The organism is Microbacterium sp. ZXX196 (genome assembly GCF_009709595.1).
GTDB classification, from domain to species: Bacteria; Actinomycetota; Actinomycetes; order Actinomycetales; family Microbacteriaceae; genus Microbacterium; species Microbacterium excoecariae.
Genome location: NZ_WMEE01000004.1, coordinates 100,682 through 117,505, shown reverse-complemented (window position 1 = coordinate 117,505; position 16,824 = coordinate 100,682). Strand labels below are relative to the sequence as shown.

Here is a 16,824-nt window from a genome sequence, read left to right as displayed (position 1 = left end):
TCCGTCAGCGTGCGCTGCGGATGTTGAGCGGATACGGTCCTGGCATGAATCCATCCTCCAAAAGGAAAGGACGAAACTCAGAAGGAATCAATCGGTCAGATCACCCCGAACAGCTACGAGAACGCCTACGCGGCCGCGAGGTCAGGTACCCTCGCGGAAGCGGCATAACCGAACCGACACCGTATCCATGATCGCGGGTCGAGGCCCGAGGCCGTTGATCTCTACGTCACTCAGAAGGGTTTGAGGAGTTGCAATCGTCCCCACGACTGGGCCACGAACGTCGCGAATCGGGCAATCGTCACTCCGATATGCCACGCGTCCACCGCTTGAGCAGGCAGTCCTGCGCGGGGTCAAGGTTTGTGAACAGTCCACGCAGCCACCCGGTATGAGTTCGGGATCCTGCCCAGACACCCCTGAACGCTCCGATGAGCGGCCGACGCTCGGGCCGGACGAGTTCGAGGCCCTCGTGGTCTCCGAGCTCGACGCGCTTCCCGACGATATGGTCGACGGCCTCGACAACGTGATCTTCGTCGTCGAGGACAGGCCGGAGGACGGATCCCTCGATCTCCTGGGGCTGTACGACGGCCTCGCGCTCACCGAGCGGGACCGGTACGGTATGGGCGAACTGCCCGACCGCATCATCGTGTACCGCGAGCCCCACCTCGCCCAGTGCGCGACGCTCCGCGAGCTCCGCGACGAGGTGCACACGACGCTCGTCCACGAGATCGCCCACTTCTACGGCATTGACGACGCACGGCTCCACGAGCTGGGATGGGCGTGAGATGACCTCACAGACGCTGCTCCCCGCGGACGAGGCGCGCGCGGCGCGCGAAACCGCGGCCACGGCGGCTCCGCCGTGGGAGACCGTCGTCTGGGACGACCCCGTCAACCTCATGAGCTACGTCGTGCGCGTGTTCCGCGAGTACTTCGGGTTCTCGACCGCGCGGGCCACCGAGCGCATGCTCACGGTCCACCACGAGGGCCACGCCGTCGTCGCGGAGGGCGCGCGCGAGCAGATGGAGCTCCACGCTCAGGCGATGCACGATTACGGCCTCTGGGCCACCGTCCGAAAGGCGACGCGATGACCGACCGGCTCACCATCCTCACGCTCACCCGGATCGAGGCGCGCCACCTCGCCGACCTGATCGACCAGTTCGCGACGCTCGTCGCGGACGGTCGCTCCGAGGACCCGGCGCTCGGCCGCCTGACGCCGGATGCCTATCCCGAGGACGACGCGGCGTCGCGGGAGTTTCGCGACGTCACGCGCACGGACCTGCTCGGGCGACGCGCGGGCGACGCGCGGGTCGTCGCCGAGGACCTCGAGCGGATCGGCGACGCGGGCCTGGACGACGCGCTCTCCCCCGTGGACGTCTCGATCGCGGGCGACCGCCTCGACGCCTGGCTGCGCACGCTGGCCGCGCTGCGTCTCGTGCTCGCGAGCCGCCTCGGGATCTCGGACGGCGATGCGGCGCACGACGAGGACGACCCGCGCTACGGGCTCTACGAGTGGCTCGGCTACCGACTCGAGGGACTCGTGCAGGCCGCGGACGGCGAGACCTCGGCGTAGGGGCTCACGCCATGCACCACGCGAAGGTCGCGAGGCTCTCCGGCGCGTGATCGAGAATGTGCGCGTCCTCCTGCGCCGCCCACATGTCCCAGAACGGCCGAAATCGGTCGCCATCTCGGGCGAGCGCCCGGTCGCGCCGCGCGTGGGCGTCCGCGTCGAGCCACACGGCGCAGGTCGCCGCCCGCGCGGCCGCGGGGCTCAGGGATCCGCACCCCTCGATCACGAGCGGCTCCCCAGGATCCACCCGACGCTCGCGCGTCTCGTACTCACCGCGCTCCCAGTCCCAGCGGCGGTAGGTGGCCGCGCGCCCGGCGGCGTGGTCGGTCAGGATACGCGCGGCGACGGGCGTCGCGCGCGCGAGGCCGCCCCAGCCGGGGTAGAACTCGTCCAGCGAGACGAGGCGCGCGCCGCGCGCGGCGGCCACCGCCCGCGCGAGCGTCGTCTTACCCGCGCCGCTGCGCCCGTCGATGACGAGGCGAAACGGACCGGGCCCGAGGAAGGCGGCGAGCCGGTCCGCCGCGGCGGCCGGCGTCACCGCTACTTCTTCAGCCGCTTGATGACGTAGCCGAGCGCGCGCCCCGTCACGCACACGAGCGGGGTGAGGACCGCGATGAGCGTGACCGGGTTCGGCGCGAACCGGAACTCGGAGCCGCGCCGGATGTAGGCGCCGACCGGCAGCGAGAATCCGCCGCCGCCCCCGCCGCCCTGGCCGTTGTCGTCCGATCCGCCGCCGTAGCCGGCCCAGGTGGCCGCCACCGGCAGCACCGTGACGCCGTCGAGGTCCTGCTGCTCGCCGTAGGACGCCTTCACGCCGAAGGAGCCGCTGAGCTTGCCGAGTTCGATCGCGATGTTAGGCATGGCACTACCGTACCCCGGGGTCCCCCTCCGCGCGCCGCTTCGACGGCGCGAGGAAGGCGGCGCGGGTAATCGACCCGCTCCCGAACTTCTCGGCCGCGCGGTCGAGCGCCGTGTCGACCTGCCGCCAGTCGCCGTCGTCGTCCCACAGCGCCACCGCCTGCGAACCGGCGGCGACGAGGCGGTCCGCGCGCACGCCGATCAGCCGCACGGGCGCGGACACACCCGCCTGCGCGAAGAGCTCGCGGGCGACCTGGCCGATCCGCTGGCCCACGTCGGTCGGATCCGCGAGGGCGCGGGAGCGCGTGATCGTCCGAAAGTCGGAAAACCGCACCTTGATGGACACGCCGGATGCCTCCACGCCGCCCGCGCGCAGCCGACCTGCGACCCGGTCGGCGAGCCGCAGGATCTCGGCGCGCAGCCGCTCCGGATCCCGCACGTCCTCGTCGAACGTCTCCTCGTGCGAGACGCTCTTCTCGACGCGCTCGGTCTCGATCGCGCGCGGGTCTCGGCCGTGCGCGAGGTCGACGAGCCTGCTCGCCTGCGCGGGGCCGAGGATCCGCTCCAGGGCCGCTGGCGGAGTCTCTCGCAGGTCACGGATCGTGTGAATCCCCCGCGAGGCCAGGGCCTCGGCGGCCTTCGGGCCGACGCCCCACATGGATCCGGCCGGCCGCGGGTCGAGGAAGGCGACCGTCGCGCGGGCCGGGACCACGAGCATCCCGTCCGGTTTGGCCGCCGTGGAGGCCATCTTCGCGACGTGCTTGGTCGACGCCGCGCCGACGCTGCAGGTGATCCCGATCTCGCCCCGGACCCGGCGCCGGATCAGCGCGGCGATCTCGCCCGGACCGCCCCACAGCCGCCGCGCGCCGGAGACGTCGAGGAACGCCTCGTCGATCGAGAGGGGCTCGACGAGCGGCGTGATGGAGCGGAACAGGTCCATCACGCGCGCGGACACGGCGCGGTAGCGATCGAAATGCGGCTCCACGACGACCGCGCGGGGGCAGCGCCGGAGCGCCTGCGCCACCGGCATCGCGGAGCGCACGCCGTACCGGCGTGCCTCGTACGACGCGCTGGAGACGACGGAGCGCCCCTCCCTGCGCCCGATGATGACGGGACGACCCGCGAGGGACGGATCCGCCAGCGTCTCGACCGCGACGTAGAACGCGTCCATGTCGACGTGGAGGATGTGCGCGCCCTCGTCGTCCGCGCCGTCCGCGGAGACGAGGCGCCGCGATCCGTCCTGCCGTCCCATGGATCCATTCTCCCCGCGCGCCGCGCGCGAGGGGCCGCCGCCGGCGTCGGCGACGGCCCCTCGCGCCCGGAGGCTACGCGCCGGCGCGCTCGATGACGAGCTCGCGCACGCGCGCGGCGTCGGCCTGGCCCTTCATGGCCTTCATCACGGCGCCGATGATCGCGCCCGCCGCCTGCACCTTGCCGCCGCGGATCTTCTCGAGGACGTCGGGCTGCGCCGCGAGCGCCTCGTCGATCGCCGCAATGAGGGCGCCGTCGTCGCTCACGACGGCCAGGCCGCGCTGTTCGACGACCGCCTGCGGCGCGCCCTCGCCCGCGACGACGCCCTCGAGCACCTGGCGGGCGAGCTTGTCCGTCAGCGTTCCGGCGTCGATGAGGCCCTGCAGTTCGGCCACGTGGGCGGGGCTGACGAGCGTCTCGGCCTCGCGGCCCTCCGCGTTCGCGATCCGCGTGATCTCGCCCGTCCACCACTTGCGCGCGGACGCGGGGCTCGCGCCGGCCGCGACCGTCTGCTCGACCGCGTCGACCAGCGCGCCGTTGGCGACGTCCTGGAACTCGAGGTCGGTGAATCCCCACTCGGCCTTCAGGCGCCGACGGCGCGCGACGGGCGCCTCGGGCAGCTTGCGGCGGAGCTCCTCGACCAGCTCGGCGCTCGGGGCGACGGGCAGGAGGTCCGGCTCCGGGAAGTAGCGGTAGTCGTCCGCGTCACTCTTCGGACGGCCCGGCGAGGTCTCTCCCGTGTCCTCGTGCCAGTGGCGGGTCTCCTGCGTGATCGTGCCGCCCGCGGCGAGGATCGCGGCCTGGCGCCGGATCTCGTACCGAACGGCGCGCTCGACGGAGCGCATCGAGTTAACGTTCTTCGTCTCGGTGCGGGTCCCGAGCTTCTCGGCGCCGCGCGGGCGGAGCGAGACGTTCGCGTCGCACCGGACGTTGCCGCGCTCCATCCGCGCCTCGCTGATGCCAAGCGCGCGGGCGATGTCGCGGATCGTGCCAAGGTACGCCTTCGCGAGCTCCGGCGCGCGGTGCTCGGCGCCGAAGATCGGCTTCGTGACGATCTCCACGAGCGGCACGCCCGCGCGGTTGTAATCCACGAGCGACGACGAGGCGCCCTGGATGCGGCCGGCGGATCCGCCGACGTGCGTCAGCTTGCCCGCGTCCTCCTCCATGTGCGCGCGCTCGATCGGGATCGTGACGAGGTCGCCGCCCTCGAGCTCGACCTCGACCGAGCCCTCGAACGCAATCGGTTCGTCGTACTGGCTGATCTGATAGTTCTTCCCGAGGTCCGGGTAGAAGTAGTTCTTGCGCGCGAAGCGGCTCGACGGCGCGATCGAGCAGCCGAGCGCGAGGCCGAGACTGATGGAGCTCAGCACGGCCTCGCGGTTGACGACCGGCATCGCGCCGGGCAGGCCGAGGTCGACCGGCGCGACGAGCGTGTTCGGCTCGGCGCCGTGAAACGCGTCGTTCGCGGGGTTGCCCGCCGCCGAGAACATCTTCGTGCGGGTGTTGAGCTCGATGTGCACCTCGAGCCCGATGACGGGCTCGAACATCTCGAGCGCCTTGTCGAAGTCCATGAGCGTCGCCATCAGCGTGCCTCTCCCCCGAGCGCGGGTGCCTTGTCGAGGAGCGGACCGCCCCAGCTGTCCACGAGCATCGCCTCGAGCGCGCCGCCGACCTGGTAGAGCCGCGCGTCCTGGCGCGCCGGCGCGAGGAACTGGATCCCCGTCGGCAGGTTGTCGTCGGACGCGAGGCCCGCCGGGATCGAGATGCCGGGGATCCCGGCGAGGTTTGCGGGGATCGTCGTGAGGTCGTTGGCGTACATCGCGAGCGGGTCGTCGATCTTCTCGCCCAGGCGGAACGCCGTCGTCGGCGCGGTCGGCGTCGCGATGACGTCGACCGCCGAGAACGCCTGGTCGAAGTCGCGCTGGATGAGCGTACGGACCTTCTGCGCGCTGCCGTAGTACGCGTCGTAGTAGCCCGCCGAGAGCGCGTAGGTGCCGAGGATGATGCGTCGCTTCACCTCGGGACCGAAGCCCGCGTCGCGCGTGGCCGACATGACGTCCTCCACCGTGCCGCCCGCGCCGTCGACGCGCAGGCCGAAGCGCACGGAGTCAAACTTCGCGAGGTTGCTCGAGGCCTCGGCGGGGAGGATGAGGTAGTACGCGGCCACCGCGTACTCGAAGTGGGGTGCCTGGACCTCGACGATCTCCGCGCCCTGCGCCTCGAGCAGCGCGAGCGAGGCGCGGAACGCCTCGGCGACGCCCGGCTGGAACGCCGCGTCGGGCAGGTCGCGGACGACGCCCACGCGCAGCCCGCGGATCCCCTCGCCCGCGGCGCCCGCGCGCGCGGCGGCGGCGAACGACGGCCAGGCGTCGGTGAGCGAGGTCGCGTCGTGCGGGTCGTGCCCGCCGATCACGTCGTGCAGGAGGCCCGCGTCGAGCACGGTGCGCGTGACCGGGCCGATCTGGTCGAGGCTCGACGCCAGCGCGATCGCCCCGTAGCGGCTGACCGCGCCATAGGTGGGCTTCACGCCGACGGTGCCCGTGACGTGCGCGGGCTGGCGGATGGATCCGCCCGTGTCCGATCCGAGCGCGAGCGGGGCCTCGAAGGCCGCGACCGCGGCGGCCGACCCGCCGCCGGAGCCGCCCGGGATCCGGTCGAGGTCCCACGGGTTGCGGGTGGGCCCATACGCGGAGTGCTCCGTCGAAGAGCCCATCGCGAACTCGTCCATGTTCGTCTTGCCGAGCGGCACGAGACCCGCCGCGCGCGAGCGCTTCACAACCGTCGCGTCGTACGGCGACATGTACCCCTCGAGGATCCGCGATCCCGAGGTGGACGGCATGTCTGTGGTCACGAGGACGTCCTTGACCGCGAGCGGCACGCCCGCGAGCTCCGGGAGCTCCTCGCCGGCCGCGCGGCGCTCGTCGATGTCGCGCGCGACGTCGAGCGCGTGGTCCGAGACGTGGAGGAACGCGTGCACGTCGCCGTCGACCGCGGCGATGCGGTCGAGGTGCGCCTGGGTGGCCTCGGCGCTCGAGACCTCGCCCGAGCGCAGCTTCTCCGCCAGGTCGGCGCCCGTGAGGCGCACGAGGTCGGCCGCCATCACTGCTCCTCCCCCAGGATCGCCGTGACGCGGAACCGCGACCCGTCGGAGTCCGGCGCATTGAGCAGCGCCTGCTCGAGGGTGAGCATGTCGCCCGGCTCGTCCTCGCGGAAGACGTTCTGCAGGGGGATCGGGTGACTCGTCGCAGCCACGTCCGCCGTGGCGACCTCGCTCACCTTCGCGATGTTCGACACGATGGCGTCGAGTTCGCCGGTGAGGCTGGTCACCTCCTGATCGGACAGCTGGATCCGGGCGAGCACGCCGAGATGACGCACGAGATCGGGAGTGATTTCAGACACGCCCCCAGTCTACGGGGAGGCGGGTTCGGGGCAGCGCAGGGCGCCGCCGTCGACCTGCACGTGCGCGTCCTTCGCCGCGCCGCACCGCCCGCACGGTGGCGGCGTGCTAGGCCCGTAGGGGCCAATCTGGGCGGGCCCGGCGTAGCGGATGAGGCGCGCGTTCAGCCAGTGGTACAGCCCTCCGGACGCCCGCACGCGCTCGCGCCAACTCTGCTTCTCGGTCATAACACTTAGTGTACTAAGCATTAGAGCGTCTAGGATCGGGGCGTGACGGATCCCCGCGACGACCTGCTTCGCCTCGACAACCAGCTCTGCTTCGCGCTCGTGACGGCGGCCCGCAACGTCGTCGCGCTCTACCGGCCCGTCCTCGAGCCGCTCGGGCTGACGCACCCGCAGTACCTCGTGATGCTCGCGCTGTGGGAGCGGGATCCCCGTTCCCTCGGCGAGCTCGCGGAGGAGATCGCGCTCGAGCCGGCGACCGCCTCGCCGCTCGTCAAGCGCCTCGAGGCGCAGGGCCTCGTGGCGCGGGCGCGCCGCGCCGGAGACGAGCGCCGCCTCGACATCGTCCTGACGGACGCGGGACGGGTCCTCCGCGAGCGCGCGCTGGACGTGCCGGGCCAGATCATGGCGCGCACGGGGCAGAGCGCGGACGACCTGGCGCGGATCCGCGACGCGCTCGCGCCGTTCTCGGGCGCCCGCGACGACGTCAGGCGCCCTCGGCGATGAGGCGCTCGCGCACCTGACGCCGCAGCACCTTGCCGATCATCGAGGTCGGGAGCTCATCAACGACGACGACGCGCCGCGGCGCCTTGTAGGGCGTGAGCACGCGCTTGACGAACTCGCGCACCTCCTCCGGGTCGATGTCCGCGCCGCCCTCGACCACGACCGCCGCGACGACCTCCTCGCCGCTCGGGCCGGGGAGCCCGACGACGGCCGCGTCGGAGATCGCGGGGTGCTGGCGCAGCGCGATCTCGACTTCCGTCGGCGCGACGTTGAAGCCGCCCGTGATGATGAGCTCCTTGATGCGGTCCACGACCCGGAAGAAGCCGTCCGCGTCCATCTCGACGATGTCGCCCGTGCGGAACCAGCCGTCGAGGAACACGGCCTCCGTCTCCTCCGGTCGGCCGTAGTACCCCGAGAACACCTGCGGCCCCCGCACGAGCAGCTCCCCCGCCGTCCCCCGCGGCACGTCCACCCCGGTCTCGGGGTCGACGACGCGGGCCTCGGTTCCGGGCAGCGGCAGGCCGATGGATCCCGCCTTGCGGTTCGGGGCGACGGGGTTGACGATGAGTACGGGCGAGCACTCCGACAGCCCGTACCCCTCGACGAGGTACCCCTTCGTCTCCGCCTCCCATGGGCCGACGAGCGCGTCGGCATCGAGCGCCATGGCGCCCGAGACGCCGATGCGCGTGCCCTCGAGCGAGACGCCCTTCTCCTGCGCGCGGCGCAGCAGCCGGTCGGCGATCGGCGGCACGGCGGGCAGGACGGTCGCCGGGTGCTTCTTCGTCGCGCGGAGAACCATGTCCGGGTCGAACCGCGGGAACAGCACGAGGCGGGCCGCCTGCGACATCGCGAAGGTCAGGCAGAGCGTGAGCCCGTAGGCGTGGAACATCGGCAGCACGGCGTAGACGACCGTGCCTTCGCCGCGACCCACCTCGGGGATCCAGGCGCGCGCCTGCGCCGCGTTCGCCAGCAGGTTGCCGTGGGTGAGGGCCGCGCCCTTCGGGTCCCCCGTCGTCCCGCTCGTGTACTGGATGATCGCGACGTCGTCCGTGCCCGGCCCGGGAACGGACGGATCCAGCGGCGCCGCCGCGACCACGTCCTCCCACGACACGGCGCCGCGCACGGGCTCGGTGAGCTGGTCGCGCAGCGCCCGCAGCTTCGGAACCGGGATCCGGAGAGCCGCGCGCATGTATCCGGGCATGCCGAGCGTGACGTCGACCGAGACGAGCGCGGTCACGGCGAGGTCGGCGGGAAAATCCTGCACCGTGCGGGCGACCTTGCTCCACACGATCGCGTGGGTGGCGCCGTGGTCCTCGAATTGCTTGCGCAGCTCGCGGGCCGTATACAGCGGGTTGTGCTCGACGACGATCGCGCCGAGGCGCAGCACCGCGTAAAACGCGACGATGTGCTGCGGGCAGTTCGGGAGGACGAGCGCCACGCGGTCGCCAGCGCTCACGCCGAGATCCTGCAGGCCGGCGGCGGCGCGCTCGATCGCGTCCGCGAGCGCGCGGTACGTCGTCTCGCGCCCGAAGAACTGCAGGGCCGGCGCGTCCGGGAACTCGGCCGCGGAGCCGCGCACGAGGTCGAGGAGCGACCCCGAGACGGGGTCGAGATCCTCCGGCACGCCCGGGGCGTAGGAGGCGGTCCAGGGGCGCGGCGGGTCGAACGCGATCGTCACGCCCCCATCCTAGGCATGAGGGACGGATCGTCGCCCGCGGCGAGCGCGAGCATCGCGCGAGCCGCGTCGCCCTCGGACTCCCGTACCGCGTACACGGCGGCGAGCCGCAGCGCCGTCGCGCGCGCGTAGGCCGCAAACCGACGGGGCGCGACGTGCACCTCCCGGAGGAATGCGACGCGCGCGGCGTCGGCGCGCGCGGGACTCAGGTGGCCCTGGGCGCGGCGGAGCTCGATGTGCACGGCGAGGTTCGCGACGTCGAGAGCGGCCTCGCCCCGCGCGAGCGTGTCGACGTCGATCAGCCCGACCCGTTCGCCTTCGCGGGGAACCAGGAGCTGCTTGTCGTGGAGGTCCCTGTGGAGCACGGCGTCCTCCGGGCCGGGCGCGCCGAGGAGCTCCGCTGCCACCCGCGCGCGGATCCCCGCGGCGCGGTCGGCGCCCTCCGCGCCGCGCGCGTGCGCCCAGGCGCGATCGAGCGCGGCCAGCTCCTCGCGCGGGCCGTGCCGGTCGAGTCCGTCGCCGCGGATCCGGCGGAGCTCGCCGACCGCGCGACCCGCGCCGCTCCACCAGCGCGCGAGGTCGCCGATCGGGACGGTCGGATCCGCGCCCGCCTCGAAGAGCGTGCGCTCCCCGACCGCGGTCATCTCGATCGTGCCGCGCCCCGCGTCGGCACCGATGATCCGCGGGGCGCGCGCGACCTGGAGGCCCTCGACGCGCCGCGCACGGTCGAGCGCCGCGGCGTGGCGCTTCGGACGGACCACCTTCACGAACGCGGGATCGCGACCGGGGAGCCGCACGACGGCGCGCTTGCCCTCCCGATGGGCGACGAGCACGGCCCCAGGCCGCTCCAACGCGACGGCGAGGCCCGGCAGCGCCGGATCCCGCGGCACGGTCGCGACGATCCGCGCGGCGAGCGTGACCGTGTCGAGCGCGCGATCCCGCCAGTCGTCGGCGCCGCGCCGGAAGGGCTCGGCGGCGCGTTGCAGGAGCGCCGCCGCGGTCAGGGGCCGGAGGGCCGCGGGGTCCACCTCCCCGCCCGCGGCCCGGTAGCCCTCCACCAGGGCGGGCAACCCGTCGCCGCCGCCGGCGAGGTTGTCGGCCGCGGCCGAGGCGAGGTCCCAGAGGGGATCGCCGAAGCCTGCGCGATCGAGGTCCACGATCGCGACGTCGCCGCCCGCGACGAGGAGCTGATCCCGCGAGAAGTCGCCGTGGATCGGCGCGATCGCGCGCGGCCGGGCGATCTCCTCCGCCAGCTGGCGCGCGACCGCTCGGGCGGACTCCCCCGCCGCCGGCGCCACCGCCCACAGCTGCGCGAGCGCGCCGTCCAGGGCCGCCCGGCGCGCCCGGCGCCACGCGAGCCCGGCCGCCGCCGGCGCCACGGCGCCGCCCGCATGAATCCGCGCCAGCGCGCGCCCCGCTGCCCTGAGCGCGTTCGCGTCGCCGGATCCCGGGGCGCGCCCGGGAAGGAGGCGGGTCTGAAGGATGCCCCGGTCGAGGTCGGTGCACACCTCAGCCGCCGTGGCCGTGAGGTCCGCGAGGAGCGCGTGCCCGGCGGATGCCGCGCGCGCCGCGGCCGGGCGATGGACCTTGACGAGGACGCCGCATGCGTCGCAGCGGCCGACCCAGCGACGACCGGGCTTGTAGACGAGCACGCGCACGGCGGGGTGCGCGCGGCGCGCGACGGCGATCCCGGGAAGGTCGCGATCGGCCTCGTCCGGCAGAATCCCGAACCCGCGAGCGGCGTCGACCGCGATGGCGCCGCGCCGCGCGTCGCGCCGCAGCTTGGGCGCGGCCTCCGCGGCATACGCCACGGCGCGCGCGGGCGTCCGCGCGCCGCTTGCGGCGACCAGGACGAGGCCGACGTCCAGCGAGACGCCGGGCTTGTACCGGCGATAGGTCACCTCGGCGCTCGCGAGCCCCGCGCGGGCCGCGAGCCCGGGCGCGTCGAGCGCGTCCGCGAGCGCGGGGATCGAGGGGTCGCGGCGCGCGAGGTCGGCGGCGTCCTCAGACATGCGGGGCCTCCGAGACGATGCGCCCGCGCTCGAGGACGACCGTGCGGTCGCAGCCCGCGGCCTCGTTTTCGTCATGCGTGATGACGAAGGTCGTCTTCCCCTCCGTGAGGCGGCGGAGCGCCGTGCGCACCTCGCGCGCGCCGGCCGGATCCAGGCCCGCCGTCGCCTCGTCCAGCACGATGATCCGCGCGTCGCGCAGGATGGCGCGGGCGATCGCGATGCGCTGGCGCTGGCCACCCGAGAGCGTGTCGCCGCGCTCCCCCACGACCGCGTCGAACCCGCCCGGGAGCCGCTCGGCGAACTCGCTCACGCAGGCGACGCCGGCCGCCCACGCCACGTGCTCGTCGGTAGCGTCGGGGCGCCCCATCCGGATATTCTCCCGGATCGTCCCCCGGAAGAGCACAGATTCCTGCAACACGATCGCCGTCGCGCTCCGCACCGATTCAACGGTCGCGTCGCGGAGGTCGACCCCGTCGATCTCGACGGAACCCCGGATCGGATCCTGGAGCCGCAGCAGGAGCGCCGCGAGCGTGGACTTCCCCGAGCCCGACGAGCCCACGAGCGCGACCCGCTCCCCCGCGCCGACGGCGAGGTCGACGCCGTCGAGGGCGAGGGAGGCGTCGTCGTACGACGCGGACACGCCCCGGAAGCGCACGTGCCCGATCGGCCGGGGCAGTGCGGTCGCGCCCGGGCGATCGGCGATGTCGGGGTCCTGGTCGGCGAGGTCCAGGATCCGCTCCCCGGAGGCGCGGGCCTTCGCGATGCGCCCGACGTACTTGGCGAGATCGCGCATGGGCTTGAACGCCCCCTTGAGGTACTGGACGAACACGACGAGCTCGCCCGGGGTGAGGTGGCCGTCGAGGACGCTCGTACCTCCCACCAGGAGCACGGCGGCCGTCGCGATGCCGACGAGCACGTCGGTCGACCGCTCGAGGCCCGCCGCGAGGCGCGTGGCGCGCACGCCCTCGGTCAGCTCGCGATCGTTGGAGATCTCGAACCGGCGCGTCAGGCCGCGCTCGAGCGCGTAGGCCTGAACGACCTTCATCGCGCCGAACGTCTCGCCCGCCGTGCCGGCGAGGTCGCCCTCCCGCGCGCGCTGCACGCGGGAGGCGCGCGTGATGCGGCGCGTGGCCACGTGCGAGGCCAGGAGGAAGACGGGGACGCACGCGAGGATGACGAGCCCGAGCCGCCAGTCGAGAACGAGCATGACCGTCAGCATCGCGACGAGCGTGACGCAGTTCCCGATCAGGGGCATCGCGGCCGTGACGGCGACATCGCGGAGCTTGCCGACGTCGCCCACGAGGCGGTTGAGCACGTCGCCCGACCGCGTGCCGGCGTGGAACCGCAGGGAGAGTCGCAGCGCGTGGGCGTAGACCCGGCCGCGCACGGCGTTCATCGCGCGGGTCCCGGCGAGCGCAAAGCACACCGTCATGAGATACGAAGACAACGCCCGCATCCCCGCCGCGAGCAGCACGGCGCACGCGCAGGCGAGGAGCAGGCTCGCGATGCCGGGGCTCGACGCGGCGCCGGGCGCGACGACGGCGTCGATCACGACCTTCAGGGGCCAGGGCTCGAGGATCCGAAACGCGACCTCGGCGAACATGGCGACGAATCCGCCCACGATGAGGGTCCGCTGCGGGCGCACGTCGGGCGCGAGGAACCGCCACAGCGCGGGGAGCGACCGGCTCCGACCGGCGCTCACGCGGGCACCGCCTCGAGCGCGAGCCCCGCGGCCCGGAACGAGCGATCGACGACCGCCGCCCAGGTGCGGTCGGCGAGTGCGCGGCGCCGGCCCTCGCGCCCCATCCGGGCGGCGCGGCGGGGGCGCGCGGCGAGGGCGAGAAGCGCGGCCGCGAGCGCGCGCGGATCGCCGGGTTCCACGAGGATCCCCGTCTCCCCGTCCGCCACGAGGTCGGGTATCTGACCCGTGCGGGAGGCGACCACCGGCAGCCCCGCGGCGAGGTATTCGACCACCTTCAGGGGCGAGAAGTACGCGTGCCCGGGAGGGTACGGCGCGACGCCGACGTGACACGTGGCGAGCAGCCCCGCCACGTCTTCCGGCGCGACCGCACCGGCGAACTGGACGGCGCCCGTCAGCCCGCGCGCGGCGGCATGAGCGACGAGGTCCGCGCGCCCGGGGCCGTCCCCGATGATCAGGGCGCGGGCGGGCAGGCCCGCACGGCGCACGTCGACGAGCGCGTCCAGGAGCGTCGCCGTCCCGTGCCACGGCTTGAGCGTCCCGACGAACCCCACGGTGAAGTGCGCGGACGGTGTCGCGTGCGCGACACCGTCGAAGCGCGCGGGGTCCACGCCGTTCGGCTCGACGACGATGCGATCGCCGGGCGCGTAGCCCGCCGCCCAGTCGGCGACCGGGCGCGACACGCACACCACCGCGGTGGCGCCCCCGAGCGTAGTGGCGGCCACCCGGTCCGCGTCTGCGCGGCGCACGAGCACGCGATGGGCCGCCTGCTCGAGCGGCAGCGGCGCGTTGGCCTCGACGATGACGGGAACCCCCGCCGCCCGGCCGACCGCAACCCCCGCCGTGCTGAAGAGGCTGTACCGCTCGTAGATCGCGTCGTACGGGCGCCAGCCGTGCGCGGCGAGGACCTCTCCCGCGATCTCGGCGTCGGCCGCGAGGAGCCGGTCCTCCCGGCGCGCGGGATCCGCGTCCCGGATGGGGCCGGACACGCGCAGCCGCAGCGCGCCGGCGGCCACGGCTGGCGCCAGCGCGGCCGGCGTGTCGCCGCCGGTGCGGCGGCAGAACACGTCGATCTCGTGACCGTGGCCGGCGAGCACCGCGAGCACGGCCTGGACGTGCACGGAGGCGCCCTTGCGGCCAAAGATCGGGATCCCCGGATCCTGGCAGATGTAGGCGATGCGCATCAGGCGACCTCCCCGCTCGCCACGAGCGCGCGGAGCGCCGCGGCCTGGCGCTCGCTCGAGAACTCCGCCTCGACGCGCGCCCTGGCGCGGGCCGCCAGCGCCCTGGCGCGCGCGGAATCGTCCAGGAGGCCCGCGAGCGCGCGGGCGAGCGCGGGCGCGTTCCCCGGCTCCACGAGGACGCCCGTCTCCCCGTCCACGACCGCCTCAGGGATGCCCGTCACGGGCGTGGAGACGCACGGCGTCCCGAGCGCCATCGCCTCGAGCAGGACGGTGGGCAGGCCGTCCGCGTTGCCGTCGGAGCCCACCACGCACGGCGCGGCGAAGACGCGGGCGCGCGCCACCTCGTCGCGCACGCCGTCCTGCGTCGCCGCGCCCACGAGCCGCACGAGGTCGCCGACGCCGCGATCCGCGATGCGCGCCGCCAGCTGCTCCTCGCGCTCGCCGCGCCCGATGATCCGGCAGGTCGTCTCGCGGCCGGCGGCGCGCAGGTGGGCGATCGCGTCGATCAGCACCTCGAATCCCTTCTTCTCGACGAGGCGTCCGACCGCCACGACATCGACCTCGCGCGCGGCATCCGTGGGGCGAAACTCCCGGACGTCGACGCCGTTGTAGACCCGGTGCACGGCGTGGCCGGGTCCGGCGACCCGCTCGAGGTGGCGGCGGTTGTAGTCGGAGACCGTCACGACGTGGTGGGCGCCCACGACCTTGCGGGCCACGTCGGCGTCGTCGACGCTGTCGTGGAACAGGTCCTTCGCGTGCGCCGTAAAGGAATAGGGAATCCCCGCGAGGAGGGACGCGAGGCGCGCGATCGTCGTCGCCATGCTCGCGAAATGCGCGTGGAGATGGGTCACCCCGTCCGCTCGTGCCCGGAGGGCGAGGTCGATGGCCTGCGCCGCGTCGTCCGCCGAGGCGCCCGCGAGCTCGCCGGCGGCGTCGCGGAATCCCGGCAGGTCCCGCGCCCGGGCGAGGGCGGCCCACTGCGACGCCGCCGACCGCGGCACCGGCAGCGGCACGACGGGCGCCGCGACGCGGGCGAGCGCGGCGTGGAAGTGCGGGTCCGCCGGCGGGCGCATCGAGTAGATCCGCAGGCTCTCCCCCGCCGCCTCGCGGGCCAGGATCTCGGTCACGACGAACGTCTCGGAGAATCGCGGATACATCTTGAGTACGTATCCGACGAGCGGGGCGGGGCCGGTCATGCGACGGTCCTTTCGCGACGGGGCGCGGCCACGAGCGCGCCGAAGAGGTCCGCGACGGTGGCGAGCCCGTCGAGGTTGCCGGTTCCCGCGGCGGGGTCCCCGGGCGCGTCGAGCCACCGCTCGATCGCCGCGGGGCTCAGGTCGTCCGGGTGGAGGGCGTCGATGAGGCCGCGACGGCGCATGGCGACGGCGCGCACGAGCTGCTCGCGCCGCGGCCGCACGCGCGGCACGACAAGAATCGGCGTGCCCGCCGCGAGCGCCTCGCACACCGTGTTGTAGCCGCCCATAGCGACCACGGCCGACGCGCGCGCGATGAGATCGGAGCCGTCCGGCACGAAGGTGCGCACCTCGAGGTCCGCGCGACGGGCAGCGAGCCGCGCGAGGTCCTCGCGGTCGCGGGCGGGCATCTGCGGCCCCGTGACGAGGACGCCGCGGTGACCGGCGGGGAGATCGGCCCGCGCGAACGCGTGCGCGAGGGCCTGCCCGTCGGATCCGCCGCCCACCATGCCGACGACGAGACGCTCGCGGGCCTCTCCTCGGAGCGGCGCGACCCGGCCGCGGGCCAAGTAGCCCGTGTACGCGACGCGCGTGCGAAGGTCGGGCGGGACCTCCAGGCCCTCCAGCGGGTCGTGCACCGAGCGGTCGCCGTATACCCACACGTCGGTGTACCACCGCTCGAGCGCGCGCGCCGTGCCGGCCGCGCGCCAGTCGCGGCGCGCGGCCGGCGCGGCGTCCAGCACATCGCGCAGGCCGAGGACGATGCGCGTGCCGCGACGGGCGAGGGCGTCGAGCGCGCCCTCGAGCTCGCCGCCGAGCCCGCGCGCGTGCTTGTCCACGATGAGGACGTCGGGGGCGAACCCCTCGAGCGCGGCGCGCAGGATGTCGGCGCGGATCCGCGCAAGGTGCTCCCCGGCGAGCGAGAGGCGGCGTGGCCCGTAGGATCCCCGCGCGTTCTTCGCGACGCCGGGCAGGGCCACGACATCCGTCCGGTCGGGGAGCGCGTGGCAGGCCGCCTCGGGCGCGCTCGTCAGGAGCAGGATGTCGGGCCGCGCGCCGCCTGCCGCCAGCGCCCGGGCGAGGGCGAGGTTGCGGCGAATGTGTCCCAGCCCCATCGCGTCGTGCGAGTACAGCGCCACGCGCGGCGCGCGCTCTCCCACCCCGGCACCCGTGTCCCGTGCGTCGCTCGTCATAATCGTCATGAGCCCTCCCCCTTGGATAAGACTCACTCTGGTGCGGCCCCGTGAGACCGCTGTGACGCGTGGA

At 74.1% G+C, this 16,824-nt stretch carries 17 protein-coding genes; 4 read left to right on the top strand and 13 right to left on the bottom strand.

Annotated features, from left to right (window positions below; all coding sequences use genetic code 11):
* The first annotated feature begins 499 nt into the window (after positions 1-499).
* From GJQ66_RS05680 to GJQ66_RS05670, 3 genes are read left to right on the top strand one after another with little or no spacing between them, the layout of a single operon-like run.
* Positions 500-781: a metallopeptidase family protein gene (locus tag GJQ66_RS05680; protein ID WP_230379359.1), complete on the top strand. Its 282-nt coding sequence runs from the start codon at positions 500-502 to the stop codon at positions 779-781.
* Position 782: 1 nt separating this feature from the next.
* The gene (gene clpS, locus GJQ66_RS05675) at positions 783-1,085 is read left to right on the top strand and encodes an ATP-dependent Clp protease adapter ClpS (RefSeq protein ID WP_155048368.1); all 303 of its coding nucleotides are present in this window, start codon (positions 783-785) and stop codon (positions 1,083-1,085) included.
* Complete coding sequence (locus tag GJQ66_RS05670; RefSeq protein WP_155048367.1) at positions 1,082-1,567, top strand: DUF2017 family protein; 486 nt, start codon at positions 1,082-1,084, stop codon at positions 1,565-1,567. The genes clpS and GJQ66_RS05670 overlap by 4 nt, the downstream gene beginning before the upstream one ends.
* A 4-nt stretch (positions 1,568-1,571) precedes the next feature.
* On the opposite strand, the gene GJQ66_RS05665 is transcribed toward GJQ66_RS05670, so the two are convergent.
* From GJQ66_RS05665 to GJQ66_RS05635, 7 genes are all read right to left on the bottom strand, one after another.
* On the bottom strand, positions 1,572-2,102 hold the full coding sequence (locus GJQ66_RS05665) for a hypothetical protein (protein ID WP_155048366.1): 531 nt from the start codon (positions 2,100-2,102) through the stop codon (positions 1,572-1,574).
* Positions 2,103-2,104: 2 nt separating this feature from the next.
* Positions 2,105-2,425, bottom strand: a complete 321-nt coding sequence (locus GJQ66_RS05660) for a hypothetical protein (protein ID WP_155048365.1) — start codon at positions 2,423-2,425, stop codon at positions 2,105-2,107.
* A gap of 4 nt (positions 2,426-2,429) precedes the next feature.
* Positions 2,430-3,674 carry a DNA polymerase IV gene (dinB, locus tag GJQ66_RS05655; protein ID WP_155048364.1) on the bottom strand — a complete coding sequence of 415 codons (1,245 nt, stop codon included), beginning with the start codon at positions 3,672-3,674 and terminating at the stop codon, positions 2,430-2,432.
* A gap of 73 nt (positions 3,675-3,747) precedes the next feature.
* Positions 3,748-5,256, bottom strand: a complete 1,509-nt coding sequence (gene gatB / locus GJQ66_RS05650) for an Asp-tRNA(Asn)/Glu-tRNA(Gln) amidotransferase subunit GatB (RefSeq protein WP_155048363.1) — start codon at positions 5,254-5,256, stop codon at positions 3,748-3,750.
* Positions 5,256-6,773: an Asp-tRNA(Asn)/Glu-tRNA(Gln) amidotransferase subunit GatA gene (gene gatA / locus GJQ66_RS05645; protein WP_155048362.1), complete on the bottom strand. Its 1,518-nt coding sequence runs from the start codon at positions 6,771-6,773 to the stop codon at positions 5,256-5,258. Before gatA ends, gatB begins: the two co-directional genes overlap by 1 nt.
* On the bottom strand, positions 6,773-7,072 hold the full coding sequence (gene gatC / locus GJQ66_RS05640) for an Asp-tRNA(Asn)/Glu-tRNA(Gln) amidotransferase subunit GatC (RefSeq protein WP_368732715.1): 300 nt from the start codon (positions 7,070-7,072) through the stop codon (positions 6,773-6,775). The genes gatA and gatC overlap by 1 nt, the downstream gene beginning before the upstream one ends.
* A gap of 9 nt (positions 7,073-7,081) precedes the next feature.
* On the bottom strand, positions 7,082-7,297 hold the full coding sequence (locus tag GJQ66_RS05635; RefSeq protein ID WP_155048361.1) for a hypothetical protein: 216 nt from the start codon (positions 7,295-7,297) through the stop codon (positions 7,082-7,084).
* Positions 7,298-7,339: 42 nt separating this feature from the next.
* Here GJQ66_RS05635 and GJQ66_RS05630 point away from each other — a divergent pair, with 42 nt between their 5' ends.
* Positions 7,340-7,798 (top strand): MarR family winged helix-turn-helix transcriptional regulator, encoded by a 459-nt coding sequence (locus tag GJQ66_RS05630; RefSeq protein ID WP_368732714.1) that lies wholly within the window; start codon positions 7,340-7,342, stop codon positions 7,796-7,798.
* Here the strand turns inward: GJQ66_RS05630 and GJQ66_RS05625 are convergent.
* Genes GJQ66_RS05625 through GJQ66_RS05600 form a run of 6 tightly spaced genes read right to left on the bottom strand, consistent with a single transcriptional unit; the run spans position 7,779 to position 16,760 of the window.
* Positions 7,779-9,473, bottom strand: a complete 1,695-nt coding sequence (locus GJQ66_RS05625) for a long-chain-fatty-acid--CoA ligase (RefSeq protein ID WP_368732713.1) — start codon at positions 9,471-9,473, stop codon at positions 7,779-7,781. The genes GJQ66_RS05630 and GJQ66_RS05625 overlap by 20 nt on opposite strands.
* Positions 9,470-11,482 carry an aminoglycoside phosphotransferase family protein gene (locus tag GJQ66_RS05620; protein ID WP_196215819.1) on the bottom strand — a complete coding sequence of 671 codons (2,013 nt, stop codon included), beginning with the start codon at positions 11,480-11,482 and terminating at the stop codon, positions 9,470-9,472. Before GJQ66_RS05620 ends, GJQ66_RS05625 begins: the two co-directional genes overlap by 4 nt.
* Positions 11,475-13,184, bottom strand: a complete 1,710-nt coding sequence (locus GJQ66_RS05615; protein ID WP_155048359.1) for an ABC transporter ATP-binding protein — start codon at positions 13,182-13,184, stop codon at positions 11,475-11,477. The genes GJQ66_RS05620 and GJQ66_RS05615 overlap by 8 nt, the downstream gene beginning before the upstream one ends.
* Positions 13,181-14,365 (bottom strand): glycosyltransferase family 4 protein, encoded by a 1,185-nt coding sequence (locus GJQ66_RS05610; RefSeq protein ID WP_155048358.1) that lies wholly within the window; start codon positions 14,363-14,365, stop codon positions 13,181-13,183. Before GJQ66_RS05610 ends, GJQ66_RS05615 begins: the two co-directional genes overlap by 4 nt.
* Positions 14,365-15,561 (bottom strand): glycosyltransferase, encoded by a 1,197-nt coding sequence (locus GJQ66_RS05605; RefSeq protein ID WP_155048356.1) that lies wholly within the window; start codon positions 15,559-15,561, stop codon positions 14,365-14,367. Before GJQ66_RS05605 ends, GJQ66_RS05610 begins: the two co-directional genes overlap by 1 nt.
* Complete coding sequence (locus tag GJQ66_RS05600) at positions 15,558-16,760, bottom strand: glycosyltransferase family protein (RefSeq protein ID WP_155048355.1); 1,203 nt, start codon at positions 16,758-16,760, stop codon at positions 15,558-15,560. Before GJQ66_RS05600 ends, GJQ66_RS05605 begins: the two co-directional genes overlap by 4 nt.
* Positions 16,761-16,824: the final 64 nt, after the last annotated feature.